This window comes from Mycolicibacterium austroafricanum, assembly GCF_902705885.1.
GTDB classification, from domain to species: Bacteria; Actinomycetota; Actinomycetes; order Mycobacteriales; family Mycobacteriaceae; genus Mycobacterium; species Mycobacterium vanbaalenii_A.
On the sequence record NZ_CACSIP010000001.1, the window covers coordinates 193907 to 210987 of the forward strand.

Here is a 17081-nt window from a genome sequence, read left to right on the forward strand (position 1 = left end):
GGAGCTCAGCCGGCCAGCGAACCGACCACCGCGTCGATCAGGTGCGGGCCCGGCTCGGCGAACGCATCGGCCAACGCGGCCGCCAACTGCTCGGCGGTGGTCACCCGCCGCGCCGGGACACCCATGCCCTCCGCGAGCTTGACGAAATCGATTGTGGGACTGCCAAGGTCGAGCAGGTCCAGCGCTCTGGGTCCCGGCGGCTGCGCATTCGTCGCGCCGACGCGCTGCAGTTCGATGCGAAGGATGTCGTAGGCGCCGTTGTCGAAGATCACCGTCGTCACATCGAGGTTCTCCCGCGCCTGAGTCCACAACCCGGAGATGGTGTACATCGCCGACCCGTCGGCCTGCAACGACAGCACCGGTCGATCCGGCGCGGCGACCGCGGCGCCGATCGCCGCGGGGATCCCATAACCGATCGCTCCTCCGGTCAGTGTCAACACATCGTGGGCCGGCGCGCCCGCCGTCGCGGCGGCGACTCCCACTCCGGCGGTGTTGGATTCGTCGACGACGATCGCACTCTCGGGAAGAAGCGCTCCCACCACGGCCGCAGCAGTGAAGGCGGTCAGCTCGCCGGTAGGCAGTTCGGGCCGGGCAGGGGCGGCCCCAGCCGCGGACGTGCCCGGGGCCAGTTCGTCGGCGAGGAGTTCCAGTGCCGCTGCGGCGCCGGCATGGTCGGCCAGCGCATACACCTCGCACCCCTGGGGTACCAGGTCGCTGGGCTTGTCGGGGTAGGCGAAGAACGACACCGGAGACTTCGCGCCGGCCAGGATGAGGTGCGCGACGCCGGCGAGTTGCACCTCGGCGGCCTCGGCGAAGTACGCCAACCTCTCGACGGCGGGCACGCCCGCCCCGCGTTCCATCCGGGCCGGGAAGGTCTCACACAGCGCCCTGGCCCCGGTGGCCCTCGCGATGCGTACCGCCGCCGCCAGGCCCGGGTTCCGCGTCGCATCCCCACCGAGCAGGATGACCGTCGGCGCACCGGACCGCAGCGCGGCCAGCGCGGCGCGGATGCGGTCCTCGTCCACACCGGGCGCGACGCCTTCCGGCGCAGCCGGCGCGGGGTTCGCCCCGCCGGTCCACGACACATCAGCGGGCAGGATCAACGTCGAGACCGTCCCGCCGCGGCAGGCGCTCACCGCCTCAGCGGCGTCGACGCCGACGTCCCCGGTCGTCACGGTGCGGCGCACCCAGCCGGATACCGTGCCGGCCACCGCGTCGATGTCGGATTCCAATGGGGCGTCGTAGCGCTTGTGATAGGTCGCGTGATCGCCGACGACGACGACCATCGGGGTGTGGCCCCGGCGTGCGTTGTGGAGGTTGGCCAGGCCGTTGGCCAGACCCGGACCCAGGTGCAGCAGCACCGCGGCCGGTTTGCCGGCCATCCGCGCGTAGCCGTCGGCAGCACCCGNCGCCGCGCCCTCGAACAACGTCAGCACACCACGCATCTCCGGCACCGCGTCCAGCGCCGCGACAAAGTGCATCTCCGAGGTGCCGGGGTTGGCGAAGCACACCTCGACCCCGCTGTCGACGAGCGTGGAAAGCAGGGCTCGGGCTCCGTTCACACCGAGTCAACCTACGCTGGTCTGTCGGACCCGGTGGCTACCATCGCGACATGCCGCTGGCCGAAGAGCTGATCAACGAGGAAACGGCAACGGCCCTGGCCACCGCCATCGAAGGTGCCGCTCCACAGAACCCGCTGGCCGCTCTGCGGGCTGCGCGCACCGCCCTGACGGGGCTTGCGCTGCGCTCGCGTGCCGACCTGTTGCGCGACGCGCTGCTCACCGACATCCCGGGTGACTACGCGACGCTCGCGGCGGTGGTGCGGTCGGCCCGAGACGGCGATGCCGCGTTCGACGGGTGGATGATCTGGCCGGTGTCCACCGCTCTCGCCGAGCGGGCCGTGGCCGACGGGGGCGGTGCGGCGTTCGACGACGCGATGGGGCTTCTCGCCGATCTGACCGGACGGCTGAGTTCGGAGTTCGCGATCCGCGCACTGTTGCGTCATGACCCGGACCGCGCGCTGGAACTCATCAGCGCCTGGACCACATCGCCGGACGCCGCAGTCCGCCGGTTGGCGTCCGAGGGAACCCGGCCGTACCTGCCGTGGGCGACACGGGTTCCGCAGCTCGCCGCGAAACCCGATGCCACCGTGTGGATCCTGGATGCGCTCTACCGCGACACCGACCCGGCGGTGCGCCGTTCGGTGGCCAACCACCTCAACGACCTCAGCCGCGACCACCCCGACCTCGTGGTCAGCGCAGCGCGGCGCTGGCTTACCGCCCCGAATGCCGACACCGCCGCCGTGGTCCGCCACGGGCTACGTACCCTCGTCAAACGCGGACACCCGGATGCGTTGCAGCTGCTCGGTTTCGGCGCGGTGACGGTCGCGGTGGACGGGCCCGTGGTGGACCGGGCGACGGTGCCCTTCGGCGGCAGCGTCAGGTTCTCGGCGACGATCAGCAATGACGGCGAGCGGCCGGCCCGGTTGGCGATCGACTACGCCGTACATCACCGCAGGGCCAACGGCACGCAGACACCCAAGGTGTTCAAGCTGACCACCCGCACGCTAGCCCCTGGTGAGCGGGTCACCGTCACCAAGGAGCACTCATTGCGGCCGATCACCACCCGGCGCTACTACCCGGGCCCACACGCCATCGACATCCGCGTCAACGGCATCGCTTCCACCCGAGCCCTTTTCGAGCTCCTGCCGGATTAGCCTTCGCGAATGCCGTCCAGTCGCTTCGTGGCTTCCTCGAACCCGGCGACGAGTTCGGCGATGATGTCGGCGACCGGCCGGATCTCGTTCATCCGGCCGACGATCTGACCGACAGGCATGGCCACAGCGGTCGGATCGGTGGAGTCACTCATGCGCTGATGCGCTTCGCTGACCAGGATGTTCTGCAGTGGCATCGGCAGCGGCTCGGGTGCTCCCTCGGCGTCCCAGGCATCGGTCCACCGGCTCTTGAGCAGCCGCGCCGGCTTACCCGTGTAGATGCGTCTGCGCACCGTGTCGGCAGAGGTCGCGTTCAGCATGGCCTCCTGCACCACCGAACGCCCCGAATCCAGCCGGACACCGAGGTCGTATTCGGCCGATGTCAGGAAGGCCGAACCCATCCAGACTCCCTGCGCGCCCAGCGCCAGCGCCGCCGCGACCTGCCGTCCGGTGCCGATGCCGCCCGCCGCGAGCACGGGCGCCTTTCCGGCCACGGAGTCGACGATCTCCGGCCACAACACCATCGATCCGATCTCGCCGGTGTGTCCGCCCGCCTCATGCCCCTGCGCGACGACGATGTCGACGCCGTTCTCGACATGGCGCAGCGCATGCTTGGCCGAACCGGCGAGCGCCGCCACCGGGACGCCTGCCTCGTGCGCCTGGTCGATGACATCCTTTGGCGGCGAGCCCAGTGCGTTGGCGATCAGCTTGATCGGGTGGCGCAGCGCCACCTCGACGTGGCTGCGCGCCACCGAATGCAGCCACCCCAGAACACCTTCGGACTTCTCGTCGTCCTCCGGAAGCGGCGGCACCCCCAGGTCGGCGAGTGTCTTGTCGACGAAATCGCGGTGGGTCTGCGGGATCAGCTTGTTGATGTCGACGCTGGTGCCCTCGGTCGGCACCTTGGCCGGCATCACGATGTCGACGCCGTATGGCTTGCCGTCGGTGTTGGCGTCCATCCACTGCAGGACGTTCTCGAGTTCGTCGGCGGCATTGAACCGCACGCATCCCAGAACGCCCAGCCCACCGGCCTTGCTGACGGCCGCGGCCACTTTCTCCGACGGCGTGAAGACGAAGATCGGGTAGTCGATGCCGAAGCGGTCACACAACTCGGTGCGCATCATTTCTCCCGTCGCTTCGCTCGCCCCAGCATCATTTCGCCTCTGCGTGCTTGGCGTGCACATCATCGGCCGGACGTTCCTCGGTGGTGTCCTTGGCCCACCGGTAGTCCGGTTTGCCTGCGGGCGAGCGCTTGACCTCGTCGACGTACCACAGGCTGCGCGGCACCTTGTAGCCGGCGATCTCCTTGCGCACGAACGCATCCAGCTCGGCCAGGGTCGGTTTGGTGCCCTCCCGGGCGTGCACGACGGCGGCGACGTGCTGACCGAAACGCGGGTCGGGCACCCCGACCACCAACGCGTCGAACACGTCGGGGTGACCTTTGAGCGCGGCCTCGACCTCCTCGGGGTAGATCTTCTCGCCGCCGCTGTTGATCGACACCGAGCCGCGGCCCAGCATCGTGACGGTGCCGTCGGCTTCGACCTCGGCGTAGTCACCCGGGATCGCGTACCGCACACCGTTGATCGTCTTGAACGTCTCCGCGGTCTTGTTCTCGTCCTTGAAGTATCCGACCGGGATGTGCCCGCGCTTGGCGATGATGCCGCGCACTCCGGAACCGGGCTTGACCTCGTTGCCGTCCTCGTCGAGGACGACGGTGTTCTTGTCGATCGTCACGCGGGGACCGCCGGTGTGCGACTGCCCCTTGGCGACGACGCTGGTGCCGCCGAAACCGGTCTCCGAGGATCCGATGGAGTCGGTGATGATCCGGTCCGGTAGCAGCTCGAGGAACTTCTCCTTGATGCTGGTGGAGAACAGCGCCGCGGTACTGGCGAGCAGGAACAGAGACGACAGGTCGTACTCGTTACCTTTTTCCTGGTGGGCCAGCAGCGCATCGAGCAGCGGCCGGGCCATCGCATCACCGGTGAAGAACAGCAGGTTCACCTTGTGCTCCGCGATGGTCCGCCACACCTCGTCGGCGTCGAACTCCGGTACCAGCACCACGGTCTGGCCGGAGAACAGCGACATCCAGGTCGCGGACTGGGTGGCGCCGTGGATCATCGGCGGGATCGGGTACCGGACCATCGGCGCGTTCGCGGCGGCCTGCTTGGCAAGGTCGTACTCGTCGGCGATCGGCTCGCCGGTGGCGAAATCGGTGCCGCCGAACAGCACCCGGTAGATGTCCTCGTGGCGCCACATCACTCCCTTGGGGAAGCCGGTGGTGCCGCCGGTGTAGAGCAGGTAGATGTCGTCGGCGCTGCGCGGGCCGAAGTCGCGCTCGGGTGAACTCTGCTCCAGCGCCGAGTAGAACTCGACGGCGCCGTAGCGTTCGAAGTCGTCCTCACTGCCGTCCTCGACGGACAGGATCGTCTTGACCTTCGGCGTCTCCGGCAGCACGTTGGCCACGCGGTCGGCGTAGCGGCGCTCGTGCACCAGGGCGACCATGTCGGAGTTGTCGAACAGGTACTTGAGTTCGCCCTCGACGTAGCGGAAGTTGACGTTGACCAGGATGGCGCCCGCCTTGACGATGCCCAGCATCGCGATGACGATCTCGATGCGGTTACGGCAGTACAGCCCGACCTTGTCGTCCTTCTTCACCCCCTGGTCGATGAGGTAGTGGGCCAGCCGGTTGGCCTTCTCCTCCAACTGGGCGTAGGTCAGCTGACTGTCACCCCCGATCAGGGCGATGCGGTCAGGCACAGCGTCGATGGCGTGCTCGGCGAGGTCGGCGATATTCAGAGCCACAGCTCTAAACTAGAACGTGTTACATTTCCAGACAAGTCTGTGGCATCGACGCTGGAAGGCGGACTAGTCCGTGAGTGACGAGAAGACATCGAAAAAAGCTCCCGACGCCCTCATTGAGCAGCGCGGACACACTTTGATCCTGACGCTGAACCGGCCCGAGGCACGCAATGCGCTGTCCACCGAGATGCTCACGATCATGGTCGACGCCTGGAACCGGGTCGACTCCGATCCCGAGATCCGCACCTGCATCCTGACCGGGGCCGGGGGCTACTTCTGCGCCGGTATGGATCTCAAGGCGGCCACCGCGAAGCCGCCGGGTGATTCATTCAAAGACGGCAGCTACGACCCGTCGAAGATCGAGGGCCTGCTCAAGGGCCGACGGTTGACCAAGCCGCTGATCGCCGCCGTCGAGGGCCCCGCGATCGCCGGCGGGACGGAGATCCTGCAGGGCACCGACATCCGGGTCGCCGGCGAAAGCGCCAAATTCGGTATCTCCGAAGCCAAGTGGAGCCTGTACCCGATGGGCGGGTCCGCTGTCCGGCTGCCCCGTCAGATCCCGTACACCATCGCCTGCGATCTGCTGCTGACCGGCCGGCACATCACCGCCGCCGAGGCTCTGGCGTACGGGCTGATCGGTTACGTGGTGCCCGACGGCACCGCGCTCGACAAGGCACTCGAGATCGCCGAGGTGATCAACAACAACGGTCCGCTGGCGGTGCAGGCAATCCTGAAGACCATTCGCGAGAGCGAAGGGATGCACGAGGAGGAGGCGTTCAAGCCCGACACCGCCAACGGCATCCCGGTGTTCCTGTCCGAGGACGCGAAGGAAGGTCCGCGGGCGTTCAAAGAGAAGCGCGCCCCGAACTTCCAGATGCGCTGAGTCCGCCGGAACGGTATTCCAGGCGGTATCCGCGGCCGAAAATGCGCGTGGAATACAGTTCCGGCGAGGGGGTCAGGCCAGTACCGGGTTGGTCGGCGTGAACACCACCGGCATGGCTTCGGGGCCGCTGACGAAGTTCGCCGGCCGCAGCGGCACCTCGGCCCCTTCGGCGAGCCGCAGATCGGGCAACCGCTCGAGCACCCGGCTGGTCATCTTCGACAGTTCGAGGCGGGCCAGCTGATTGCCCAGGCAGAAGTGGGTACCGAAGCCGAAAGCCAGGTGATTGTTCGGGTTTCGGTCGATCCGGAAGTTCTCGGGATCGCCGAACACGCTCTCGTCGAAGTTGGCGGATTCGAACATCAGCATGATCTTCTCGTCCTTGCGCAGCTCGGTCCCGTGGAACTCGGTGTCCGCGGTGAGCACCCGGCACATGTTCTTCACCGGCGACGTCCAGCGAAGCATCTCCTCGATCGCGGCAGGAAGCTTCTCCGGATCCGCCACCAGCGACTCCCACTGGTCCCGGTGCCGCAGCAACTGCTCGGTGCCGCCCGAGAGCGTGTGGCGGGTGGTCTCGTCGCCGCCGATCAGGATCAACAGGGTCTCGAAGACGATCTCGTCGTCGGACATCCGCTGCCCCTCGACCTCGGAGTTCACCAGCACGGAGAACAGGTCGTCGGTGGGCTCGGCGCGGCGCTTGGCGATGACGTCCATGGTGAACGCGGTGTACGCCGCGAAGGTGTCCATCAACTTCTGCACCGTCAGCTCGTCGACGTGTGAGCTCAGGCCACCGACCAGGTCGTCAGACCATTTCAACAGCATGTCGCGCTCTTCGGGCAGCGCCCCGAGCATGTCCCCGATGACCGCCATCGGCAACGGCGCGGCGATGTCGCGCACGAAGTCGCACTCGCCGCGCTCACACACCGCGTCGATGAGCGTGTCACACAGCGCCTCGATCGACGGGAGCCTGTCCATCACCCGCTTTCGGGTGAAGCCGGCGTTGACGAGCTTGCGCCGCAGCAGATGAGCCGGATCGTCCATGTCGATCATGTACGGCATTCCCGGCTGATCCGGCCGGATGCCACCGGCGCTGGAGAACAACTCGGGGTTGCGTTCGGCGTCGAGCACCGCCTGATGACTGGTGGCTGCGGCCAGACCGTTGCGGTCCCGGAACACGGGCTGGTTGGCCCGCATCCACTTGTACGCCTCGCGCGCCGCCGGGCCGTCGGCATAAAACCGGCCGTCGGCGAGGTCGACGTCGAGACCGGCGACGGGGGCTGTGGACGTCATGGTGCTCCTGCTGGTCGTGGGTGCTCGGTGGTCATTGCGAGATCAGGCGGGCGTTGCCGAAGGTCATGTCGACATTGGCAGCCGAACTGGACATCAGCGCCCGTTTCGGCAAACCCAGTGCGGCGAGTTCGGCCGCGTAGGGGTGGTCACCCAGCCGTACCTCGACACCGCCGGGCCGGTACCGCACCCCGCTCAGCAGCATCTCCCCGGCGGTCTCCCGGATCACGCCGTCCATGTACGAGTAGGTGTTGTGGACCTGCCGTCCCGAGGTGAACGCCGACGGCACGGGGAGGCCGGGGCTGAACTCCATGCTGACCGCCCGCTGCCCGTCGATGGTCACGTCGAACCCGAACCGGCGCCCCTTGCGGACGGTGAAATCGGCCATCACCTTCGGATAGCCCCAGATCGTGCGGCCCGCCTCCAGCGTGAACGACTGGTCGACGGGAAGGTGGTGGACAAACGCGCCCGCGGACTGCAGGGCCCGCAACCCGCTGGCTTGCGGGGTTTCGGGCGGGTTCACCATCACGTTGGTGCCGTACTCGTAGTACTGACCGAGGTCGGTGTCCTCGTAGCGCATCAGCATCAGCACCACCAGCGCCCGGCCTTTGCCGAACCGGCACACCCGCAGCCCGCTGTAGTCGATCATCCGCTGCGCGGCGTCGGCGTCCACGACGAACATCGCCGTGTGCTGATAGGCGGTGCGGACCCGCACCGGCATCGTCAGAACGGTGTCGGCGATGGTGTGCTGCGAGGACAGGGTGTGGTCGGTCACACCCTCAATCTAGAACGTGTTCTAGACAAGCTGCAAGAAGTGTCTACGCTTTGTGGACCAGGCCCGCCAGATCGCGGATCTGCTCGGGGGAGCGTGCGCCCACCACCATCATGGTGACCCCGGCGGCCTCCCACGCCTTGATCTGTTCCTGCACGTAGCCGAGGTCGCCGACGATCGCCGAGTCGTCGACGAGTTCGTCGGGGATCACGTTGGCCGCTTCATCTTTGCGGTCGCTGCGGAACAGCTTCGTCACGTCGTCGACGACCTCGGCGTAGCCCATCCGGCGGTAGACGTCGGCGTGGAAGTTGGTGTCCTCGGCGCCCATGCCGCCCATGTAGAGCGCCAGGTGGGGCTTCATCAGCTCCATGATCTCGGCGCGGTCGTCGGTGACGACGACCTGGGCTGTTGCGCAGATCTCGAACGTCTCCCGCGTCCGCCGGGCACCGGGACGGGCGAACCCCTCGTCGAGCCACTCGTTGTACATCCCCGCAATCCGCGGGGAGTAGAAGATGGGCAACCAGCCGTCGCAGATCTCGGCGGCGAGCGCGACGTTCTTGGGCCCCTCGGCGCCCAGCATCACCGGGATGTCGGCGCGCAACGGATGGGTGATCGGCTTGAGGTTCTTGCCCAGCCCGGTGGTGCCTTCGCCGCTCAGCGGTAGCGGGTAGTGCGGGCCGTCGCTGTGCACCGGGGCCTCGCGGGCCCACACCTGGCGCAGGATGTCGACGTACTCACGGGTGCGGGCCAGCGGCTTGGGGAACTTCTGCCCGTACCAGCCCTCCACCACCTGCGGCCCGGACACCCCCAGACCCAGGATGTGTCTGCCGCCGGAGAGATGGTCCAGTGTCAGCGCCGCCATCGCGCACGCGGTAGGGGTGCGCGCCGACAGCTGGATGACCGAGGTGCCCAGCCGCATTCGCGTGGTCTCGCGCCCCCACCACGCCAGCGGCGTGTAGGCGTCCGACCCCCACGCCTCGGCGGTGAAGACGGTGTCGAAACCGGCCTCCTCGGCCGTCGCCACCAACTCGGCGTGGTTGGTCGGCGGCTGCGCACCCCAATATCCCAGCTGAAGTCCCAGTTTCATCGCTTCGCCACCCGACCCTTCAGACCTGTCCTTGAATCCATTCTTAGAACCTGTTCTACTCGATGCCGTGACCGCCAGCCAAAGCAGCCCGGTGCAGATCGATCCCCATGAGCCGCCACTTTCGGCGCCGTTGAAGCTGTCCTTCGACTACACCCGTTCAGTAGGACCACTCCTCGGTGAGTTCTTCACCGCCCTCCGAGAGCGTCGCATCGTCGGGGTGCGCGGGTCCGATGGGCGGGTGCTCGTTCCGCCCGCTGAGTATGACCCCGTCACCTACGAGGCCCTGACCGAGGTGGTACCGGTGGCCAGCGTCGGCACGGTGCTGTCGTGGACGTGGCAGCCCGAGCCGCTCGAGGGTCAACCGCTGCAGCGTCCGTTCGCGTGGGCGCTGATCAAGCTCGACGGCGCCGACACCCCGATGCTGCACGCCGTCGATGTGGGAGCTGCCGCATCCTCTGAGGCGATCAGCACCGGCGCCCGGGTGCACGCGCACTGGGCGGACGAGACCGTCGGCGCGATCACCGACATCGCGCACTTCGCGTTGGGTGATCAGCCGGAAGAGGTGCCGCCTCCCGCCGAGGGCGTGGATCCGGTGACCATCCAGGTGTCGCCGAGCAGCATCGAGATCCAGCACACCGCATCGCTTCCCGAAAGCACGTTCCTGCGCGCCCTGGAGCAGGGCAAGCTTCTCGGTGCCCGCACCGGCGAAACGGGCAAGGTCTACTTCCCGCCGCGGGAGGCGAATCCGGCCACCGGCCTCGAGCTCGACAACTACCTCGAACTGCCTGATGTGGGCACGGTGACGACGTTCGCGATCATCAACATCCCGTTCGCCGGTCAACGCATCAAGCCGCCCTACGTCGCGGCCTACGTGCTGCTCGACGGCGCCGACATCCCGTTCCTGCATCTGGTCACGGAGATCGACCCGGCCGACGTGCGGATGGGCATGCGGGTCAAGGCCGTGTGGAAACCCCGCGAGGAGTGGGGCCTGGGCATCGACAACATCGACTACTTCCGGCCCACAGGCGAACCCGACGCCGACTACGACACCTACAAGCAGCACTTGTAAAGGCGGCTCCCCATGACCTCAGAGAATTCAGTTGCCGTGGTCGGCTTCGCCCACGCACCCCACGTGCGTCGCACCGAAGGGACCACCAACGGCGTCGAGATGCTGATGCCGTGTTTCGCCGAGATCTACGCCGACCTCGGTCTCAAACAGACCGATATCGGGTTCTGGTGCTCCGGGTCCTCGGATTACCTTGCCGGCCGGGCGTTCTCGTTCATCTCTGCCATCGACTCGATCGGCGCGGTGCCGCCGATCAACGAGTCGCACGTGGAGATGGACGCGGCCTGGGCACTGTACGAGGCCTACATCAAGTTGCTCACCGGTGAGGTCGACACCGCGCTGGTCTACGGCTTCGGGAAGTCGTCGGCGGGCGTCCTGCGCCGGGTGCTCGCGTTGCAGACCGACCCGTACACCGTCGGCCCGCTGTGGCCTGATTCGGTCAGCATGGCCGGTCTGCAGGCACGGTTCGGGCTGGACTCGGGCAAGTGGACCGCCGAGGAGATGGCCCAGGTGGCGCTCGAGGCGATGGCGGCCGCACCGCGGACCGACTCGGTGGAGCCCGCCAACAGCGTCGAGGAACTCCTGGAGCGTCCCTACTTCGCGGATCCGCTTCGCCGCCACGACATCGCCCCGATCACCGACGGTGCATCGGCGATCGTGCTGGCCTCCGGGGACCGTGCCCGCGAACTGCGGGAACGTCCCGCGTGGATCGCCGGGATCGAGCACCGCATCGAGACGCCCGTGCTGGGCGCTCGGGATCTGACCACGTCGCCGTCGACCGCGGCCTCGGCGCACGCGGCCACCGGTGGGGACGCCGGATCCATCGAGATCGCCGAGCTCTACGCCCCGTTCAGCCACCAGCAGCTGATCCTCAAAGAGGCGATCGGCCTCAACGGATCGACGAAGATCAACCCGTCCGGCGGCGCGCTGGCCGCCAACCCGATGTTCTCGGCGGGGCTGGAGCGCATCGGGTTCGCGGCTCGCCACATATTCGAGGGCAACGCCTCCCGGGTGCTGGCCCATGCGACGAGCGGGCCTGCGCTGCAACAGAATCTGGTCGCGGTTCTCGACGGAAGGGACGGAAAGTAATGACCAAGAAGCTTGCAGCCGTCCTCGGCACCGGTCAGACCAAGTACGTCGCCAAGCGCAAGGACGTCTCGATGAACGGCCTGGTACGCGAGGCGATCGACCGCGCGCTGGCCGACGCGGGGGTCACCATGGCCGACATCGACGCGGTTGTGGTGGGCAAGGCACCGGACTTCTTCGAGGGCGTGATGATGCCCGAGTTGTTCATGGCCGACGCCACGGGTGCGACGAACAAGCCGCTGATCCGGGTGCACACGGCGGGCTCGGTCGGCGGCTCGACGGCGATCGTGGCCGCGAGCCTGGTGCAGGCGGGCAAGTACCGGCGGGTGCTCACGATGGCGTGGGAGAAGCAGTCCGAGTCCAATGCCATGTGGGCACTGAGCATCCCGGTGCCGTTCACCAAGCCTGTCGGCGCAGGCGCCGGTGGCTACTTCGCGCCTCATATCCGCGCCTACATCCGGCGGTCCGGCGCACCGACCCACATCGGGGCGATGGTCGCGGTCAAGGACCGGCTCAACGGGACCAGGAATCCGCTCGCCCATCTGCATCAGCCCGACATCACGCTGGAGAAGGTGATGGAGTCGCCGATGCTGTGGGATCCGATCCGCTACGACGAGACCTGTCCGTCCTCCGACGGCGCCGCGGCGATGGTCATCGGAGACGAGGCCAGCGCCGATGCGCGTGTCGCGGAAGGCCATCCGGTCGCCTGGATCCACGCCACCGCGCTGCGCACCGAACCGCTCGCGTACGCCGGGCGCGACCAGGTCAACCCGCAGGCGAGTCGTGATGCCGCGGCCGCCCTGTGGAAGGCGGCCGGGATCACCAGCCCCATCGACGAGATCGACGTCGCAGAGGTTTACGTACCGTTCTCCTGGTACGAGCCGATGTGGCTGGAGAGCCTGGGCTTCGCGCCGGAAGGTGAGGGATGGAAGCTCACCGAGGCCGGGGAGACCGCGATGGACGGCCGGATCCCGTTCAACCCGTCGGGCGGGGTGCTGTCGTCGAATCCGATCGGCGCGTCGGGCATGATCCGCTTCGCCGAGGCGGCCATCCAGGTGATGGGCAAGGGCGGCGAGCACCAGGTCGAAGGGGCACGCAAGGCCCTCGGCCACGCCTATGGCGGTGGTGCGCAGTACTTCTCGATGTGGGTAGTCGGCGCTGAGAAGCCAGTCAAGCCGTGACACGGATGCAGTACACCTGCAGCGTCGCCATGGGGCCGGTGGATCAGCTCGTCGAGATCGCCAGGACCGCAGAGGAAGTCGGGTTCGACTCGATCGCGCTTCCGGATTCGCTGTTCTACATGGAGAAACAGGCCGCCGACTATCCGTACACCCCTGACGGCTCCCGGATGTGGAACGAGGACACCCCGTGGGTGGACCCGCTCATCGCCGCGGGCGCGATGGGGGCGGTGACGTCCACGCTGCGCTTCTACACCAACGTGATGAAGCTCGGTTCCCGTAACCCGTTGCTACTGGCCCGGCAGGTCGGTTCGGTGGCGAACCTCACGGGTGACCGATTCGGATTCGGGGTCGGGATCGGCTGGGCGCCCGAGGAGTTCGAGTGGTGCGGGGTGCCCTACGCCAAACGTGGCAAGCGGGTCGACGAGATGATCGAGGTGATCAAGCTGGTCCTCGGCGGCGGCATGGTCGAATTCCACGGCGAGTTCTACGACTTCGACCGGTTGCAGATGAGTCCGGCGCCGAGTCGCCCGGTCCCGTTCTACGTCGGTGGGCACACCGACGTCGCACTCAAACGCGCGGCGCGCGTCGGGGACGGCTGGACCAGCGCGATGATGACCGGTGAGCAGCTCGCCGAGACCATCACCAAGCTGAACACGCTGCGCGCCGAGTACGGCCGCGCCGACCAGCCCTTCGAGTTCCAGGCGGTGTGCATCGACAAGTTCGGGGTCGACGGCCACCGCGAGCTGGCCGAGGCCGGTGTCACCGACAACATCGTGATCCCGTGGGTCTTCGACGGCTTGGGCTTCGACGCGCCGATCGAGCAGAAGAAGGATTCCCTCAAGCGGTTCGCCGACACCTACATCCATTCCGGCTGGCAGAACACCTAGCCGGCCCCCTCGTCGCCGGAACTGTATTCCAGCAGGTGGTTTCTCGGGAAAGCGCTGCTGGAATACCGTTCCGGCGCTAGGGGTGGCAGCCGTGCCACACCATCCGGACCAGCGCGGTGACCGCTTCCTCGTCGAGCGGTGCCATCCCGAACATCAGCCGGTAGTACGGCGGCGACACCAGCGCGTCAACCGCCACCTCCACGTTCGTGTCTGGGGGCAGCTCGCCGCCGTCGACGGCCTCCCGCAGGGTCACCGCGACGGCCGCGCGCCGCGGGCTGATCCACTGGTCGAGCAGCGCCCGTTCGATGGCGGGGTCGGAGGGCGACGCGGCGATCACATTGCGCAGCAGCGGACCGACGGCAGGGTCGGCCAGGATCGAGTTGAGCGCACTGACGTGGTGAGTGACCGCCTGCACCGCCGTGCTGCCCGGCGGACGGGTGATCGAATCGCGCACCGAGTCGAGCAGACCCTCCAACACGATCGCCGCCGCCGAGGGCCACCACTTGTAGATCGTCGTGCGGCTCACCTCGGCGCGCCGGGCGATGGCCTCGACCGTCGCCGCGGCGGGTCCACCGTCGAGGGCGAGCGCAGCCGCGGCTTCGAGCACTGCACCGCGCACGGCCTCACTGCGCGGACGGCCGCGGCGTTGAGCAGAGCCCATCCGCTCAGCCTATTGCGCGCTGCCGCTTCGCTCCCAGGGCCACGACGACAAGGCACGCGGCCGCGGCCAACGCGCCGAAGCCGAACATCGCGGGGTAGGTCAGCGCCGCCCACCGCTGGGACAGGAACGCCAACGCCGCGGGCACCGCGAAGCCGAGATAGCTGAGCCCGTAGAAGATCGCCGTCAGCCCGGCCAGATCGTCGGGACCCGCGATGCGCTGGATCTCCTGCAGCCCCGCCAGCAGCGCCATCCCGTACCCGGCGCCGAGCACCGCGGCCGCGGCCAGCGCGGCCCAGATCGTCAGCACCGCAGCCGCCCAGGCGGCGGTCGCCATGCCGAGGACCAACAGCCCCAGGGCGATCACCACGCCGCGACGGCCACCGCTGCCCAGCCTGCGTCCCAGGTGCTGGACCGCGAAGCCCACGCCTAGCGTGACCACGCACATCAGCGCCGAGAACGCGATCGGCGCCGCGGCCGCGCGGTCCGTCATCAGCGCTGGCAGCACAGCGTAGGCCGAGGCGCCGGCGCCGAACACCCACGGGGCAACCGGCACCACCACGAGCAGGAAACGGCGGTGACGAACCTGCGCCGGAATTGCATTCCAGACGGTAAAAATCGAGTGAGGCGCTGCTGGAATACCGTTCCGGCGGGGGGTGCGGGTTTCGGGTGCGGCGGTGAGCAGCGCGGCGGCGGCCACCGCGAGCACGATGTTGACCGCGTAGGACAGCACCGTCGGCGCCGGCGCCCACTGGGCCAGCGTCCCGGCCACCCCGGCGCCCAGGCCGAAACCCGCTGTCAGGCTCATCGCGGCACGCCGGGCACCGGAACGCCCGTCCTCCTCCCACGGCGGACCGGATAGTTCCTTGATCCAGGCGCCGCCCACCGCCATCGCCAGCCCGAGCGCGATTCCGCTGAACACCCGGCCCAGGGCCAGCATCAGCGCAGAATCTGCTCCTACGGCCAGGATCATCGAGCCCAGCGCTGCCAGCACCGGGGCGGGCAGCATCAGCGGCCGACGGCCGTAACGGTCCGACAGCGGCCCACCGATGAGCAGCGCGGGGACGATGCCGAGCACATAGGCGAACAGCAACAGGTCGACGGTCAACGCCGAGAATCCACCATGCGACCGGTACATCACCAGCAGCGGCGTGAACTCGTTGCCGCCCCAGGCGATCGCGCAGGTCGCCGCGGCCACCGTGAGCCACCCCCGGGACGGGCGCAGCCCTGGGACCTCGAGCGGCTGCTGGGAGACCAGAGCCGTCACGGCCGGTCCCTATTATTACTGAACACTCTGTCCACTATATAGGTCCCGGCAACTCGGGTAGCAGCGAGCCGACGAACGGGTACTCACCCCTAAAGGCAGTGGTGTTCGCGACACTTATCGCAGGTAAACCGTCATTGGATTGCGCTGATGAGTAGAAAAACTGTAACGTGTTCTAATTCGAGACACATACAAGCGGGAGGCCCACCGTGAGTACTGATACATCCGCGGGAAGCGCGGGTATCCGCGAGATCGACACCGGCGCGCTGCCCGACCGGTTCGCCAGGGGCTGGCACTGCCTCGGCCCGGTCGCGGATTACCGCGACGGCAAGCCGCATGGCGTCGAGATCTTCGGCACCATGCTCGTCGTCTTCGCCGACTCGCAGGGCGAGCTCAAGGTCCTGGACGGTTACTGCCGCCACATGGGCGGGAACCTGTCCCAGGGCACCATCAAGGGCGACGAGGTGGCATGCCCGTTCCACGACTGGCGCTGGGGTGGCGACGGCAAGTGCAAGCTGGTGCCGTACGCCAAGCGGACGCCGCGGCTGGCACGCACCCGAGCCTGGCACACCGACGTGCGGGGTGGGCTGCTGTTCGTGTGGCACGACCACGAGGGCAACCCCCCGCAGCCCGAGGTCCGCATCCCGGAGATTCCCGAGTTCACCGACGATCAGTGGACCGACTGGCGCTGGAACTCGATGCTCATCGAGGGCTCCAACTGCCGCGAGATCATCGACAACGTCACCGACATGGCGCACTTCTTCTACATCCACTACGGGCTGCCGACGTACTTCAAGAACGTGTTCGAAGGCCACATCGCCAGCCAGTACCTGCACAACGTCGGTCGTCCGGACATCACCGACATGGGCACCACCTACGGTGAGGCACACCTGGACTCGGAGGCCTCGTACTTCGGGCCGTCGTTCATGATCAACTGGCTGCACAACAACTACGGCGGCTACAAAGCGGAATCCATTCTGATCAACTGCCACTACCCGGTCACCCAGGACTCGTTCATGCTGCAGTGGGGTGTCATGGTGGAGAAGCCCAAGGGCGTGGACGAGAAGACCTCGGACAAGCTGGCGCGGGTGTTCACCGACGGTGTCAGCAAGGGTTTCCTGCAGGACGTGGAGATCTGGAAGCACAAGACCCGCATCGACAATCCGCTGTTGGTCGAGGAGGACGGCGCGGTTTACCAGATGCGCCGTTGGTACCAGCAGTTCTATGTGGACGCAGCGGACGTGACACCGGAGATGACCGACCGGTTCGAGATGGAGGTCGACACCACGGCGGCCAACGAGAAGTGGCATGTCGAGGTCGAGGAGAACCTCAGGCGTCAGGCCGAGTCCGAGGCGTCCGGGGACACACAAGACGCGGAGCACTCCCCTCAGGTGTCATGAC

Annotated in this window: 15 protein-coding genes; 7 read left to right on the forward strand and 8 right to left on the reverse strand. The window is 67.6% G+C overall.

Going from position 1 to position 17081, the window contains the following annotated elements:
• Positions 1–5: 5 nt before the first annotated feature.
• Complete coding sequence (locus tag BEMPMBAN_RS01015) at positions 6–1562, reverse strand: acetolactate synthase large subunit (RefSeq protein ID WP_159228566.1); 1557 nt, start codon at positions 1560–1562, stop codon at positions 6–8.
• Between the two features lie 50 nt (positions 1563–1612).
• Here BEMPMBAN_RS01015 and BEMPMBAN_RS01020 point away from each other — a divergent pair, with 50 nt between their 5' ends.
• Positions 1613–2716 (forward strand): DNA alkylation repair protein, encoded by a 1104-nt coding sequence (locus BEMPMBAN_RS01020; RefSeq protein WP_159228567.1) that lies wholly within the window; start codon positions 1613–1615, stop codon positions 2714–2716.
• On the opposite strand, the gene BEMPMBAN_RS01025 is transcribed toward BEMPMBAN_RS01020, so the two are convergent.
• Both BEMPMBAN_RS01025 and BEMPMBAN_RS01030 read right to left on the reverse strand, forming a co-directional pair.
• Positions 2713–3834 (reverse strand): NAD(P)H-dependent flavin oxidoreductase, encoded by a 1122-nt coding sequence (locus BEMPMBAN_RS01025; protein WP_159228568.1) that lies wholly within the window; start codon positions 3832–3834, stop codon positions 2713–2715. The genes BEMPMBAN_RS01020 and BEMPMBAN_RS01025 overlap by 4 nt on opposite strands.
• A gap of 31 nt (positions 3835–3865) precedes the next feature.
• Positions 3866–5515, reverse strand: a complete 1650-nt coding sequence (locus BEMPMBAN_RS01030) for a medium/long-chain-fatty-acid--CoA/3-oxocholest-4-en-26-oate--CoA ligase (protein ID WP_159228569.1) — start codon at positions 5513–5515, stop codon at positions 3866–3868.
• 70 nt (positions 5516–5585) lie between these two features.
• On the opposite strand from BEMPMBAN_RS01030, the gene BEMPMBAN_RS01035 reads away from it, so the two are divergent.
• The gene (locus BEMPMBAN_RS01035) at positions 5586–6395 is read left to right on the forward strand and encodes a crotonase/enoyl-CoA hydratase family protein (RefSeq protein WP_159228570.1); all 810 of its coding nucleotides are present in this window, start codon (positions 5586–5588) and stop codon (positions 6393–6395) included.
• Positions 6396–6467: 72 nt separating this feature from the next.
• Here BEMPMBAN_RS01035 and BEMPMBAN_RS01040 read toward each other — a convergent pair whose 3' ends face one another.
• The 3 genes from BEMPMBAN_RS01040 to BEMPMBAN_RS01050 all read right to left on the reverse strand — a co-directional run bounded on the left by BEMPMBAN_RS01040 (position 6468) and on the right by BEMPMBAN_RS01050 (position 9538).
• Complete coding sequence (locus tag BEMPMBAN_RS01040) at positions 6468–7682, reverse strand: cytochrome P450 (RefSeq protein WP_159228571.1); 1215 nt, start codon at positions 7680–7682, stop codon at positions 6468–6470.
• A gap of 31 nt (positions 7683–7713) precedes the next feature.
• Positions 7714–8400 (reverse strand): acetoacetate decarboxylase family protein, encoded by a 687-nt coding sequence (locus BEMPMBAN_RS01045; RefSeq protein WP_159228798.1) that lies wholly within the window; start codon positions 8398–8400, stop codon positions 7714–7716.
• Between the two features lie 97 nt (positions 8401–8497).
• Positions 8498–9538, reverse strand: a complete 1041-nt coding sequence (locus BEMPMBAN_RS01050) for an LLM class F420-dependent oxidoreductase (RefSeq protein WP_159228572.1) — start codon at positions 9536–9538, stop codon at positions 8498–8500.
• A 67-nt stretch (positions 9539–9605) separates the two neighbouring features.
• Here BEMPMBAN_RS01050 and BEMPMBAN_RS01055 point away from each other — a divergent pair, with 67 nt between their 5' ends.
• From BEMPMBAN_RS01055 to BEMPMBAN_RS01070, 4 genes are read left to right on the forward strand one after another with little or no spacing between them, the layout of a single operon-like run.
• Entirely contained in the window at positions 9606–10607 is a 1002-nt protein-coding gene (locus BEMPMBAN_RS01055) for a Zn-ribbon domain-containing OB-fold protein (RefSeq protein ID WP_200845824.1), read from the forward strand.
• Positions 10608–10619: 12 nt separating this feature from the next.
• The gene (locus tag BEMPMBAN_RS01060; protein WP_200845825.1) at positions 10620–11693 is read left to right on the forward strand and encodes a thiolase family protein; all 1074 of its coding nucleotides are present in this window, start codon (positions 10620–10622) and stop codon (positions 11691–11693) included.
• Entirely contained in the window at positions 11693–12871 is a 1179-nt protein-coding gene (locus tag BEMPMBAN_RS01065; RefSeq protein WP_159228573.1) for a thiolase family protein, read from the forward strand. Before BEMPMBAN_RS01060 ends, BEMPMBAN_RS01065 begins: the two co-directional genes overlap by 1 nt.
• A 5-nt stretch (positions 12872–12876) precedes the next feature.
• Positions 12877–13758: a TIGR03619 family F420-dependent LLM class oxidoreductase gene (locus BEMPMBAN_RS01070; RefSeq protein ID WP_159228801.1), complete on the forward strand. Its 882-nt coding sequence runs from the start codon at positions 12877–12879 to the stop codon at positions 13756–13758.
• Between the two features lie 76 nt (positions 13759–13834).
• Here BEMPMBAN_RS01070 and BEMPMBAN_RS01075 read toward each other — a convergent pair whose 3' ends face one another.
• The gene (locus BEMPMBAN_RS01075) at positions 13835–14419 is read right to left on the reverse strand and encodes a TetR/AcrR family transcriptional regulator (protein WP_159228574.1); all 585 of its coding nucleotides are present in this window, start codon (positions 14417–14419) and stop codon (positions 13835–13837) included.
• A 4-nt stretch (positions 14420–14423) separates the two neighbouring features.
• Complete coding sequence (locus BEMPMBAN_RS01080) at positions 14424–15683, reverse strand: MFS transporter (protein ID WP_425294910.1); 1260 nt, start codon at positions 15681–15683, stop codon at positions 14424–14426.
• Positions 15684–15889: 206 nt separating this feature from the next.
• On the opposite strand from BEMPMBAN_RS01080, the gene BEMPMBAN_RS01085 reads away from it, so the two are divergent.
• Positions 15890–17080 carry a 3-ketosteroid-9-alpha-monooxygenase, oxygenase component gene (locus BEMPMBAN_RS01085; RefSeq protein WP_159228575.1) on the forward strand — a complete coding sequence of 397 codons (1191 nt, stop codon included), beginning with the start codon at positions 15890–15892 and terminating at the stop codon, positions 17078–17080.
• Position 17081: the final 1 nt, after the last annotated feature.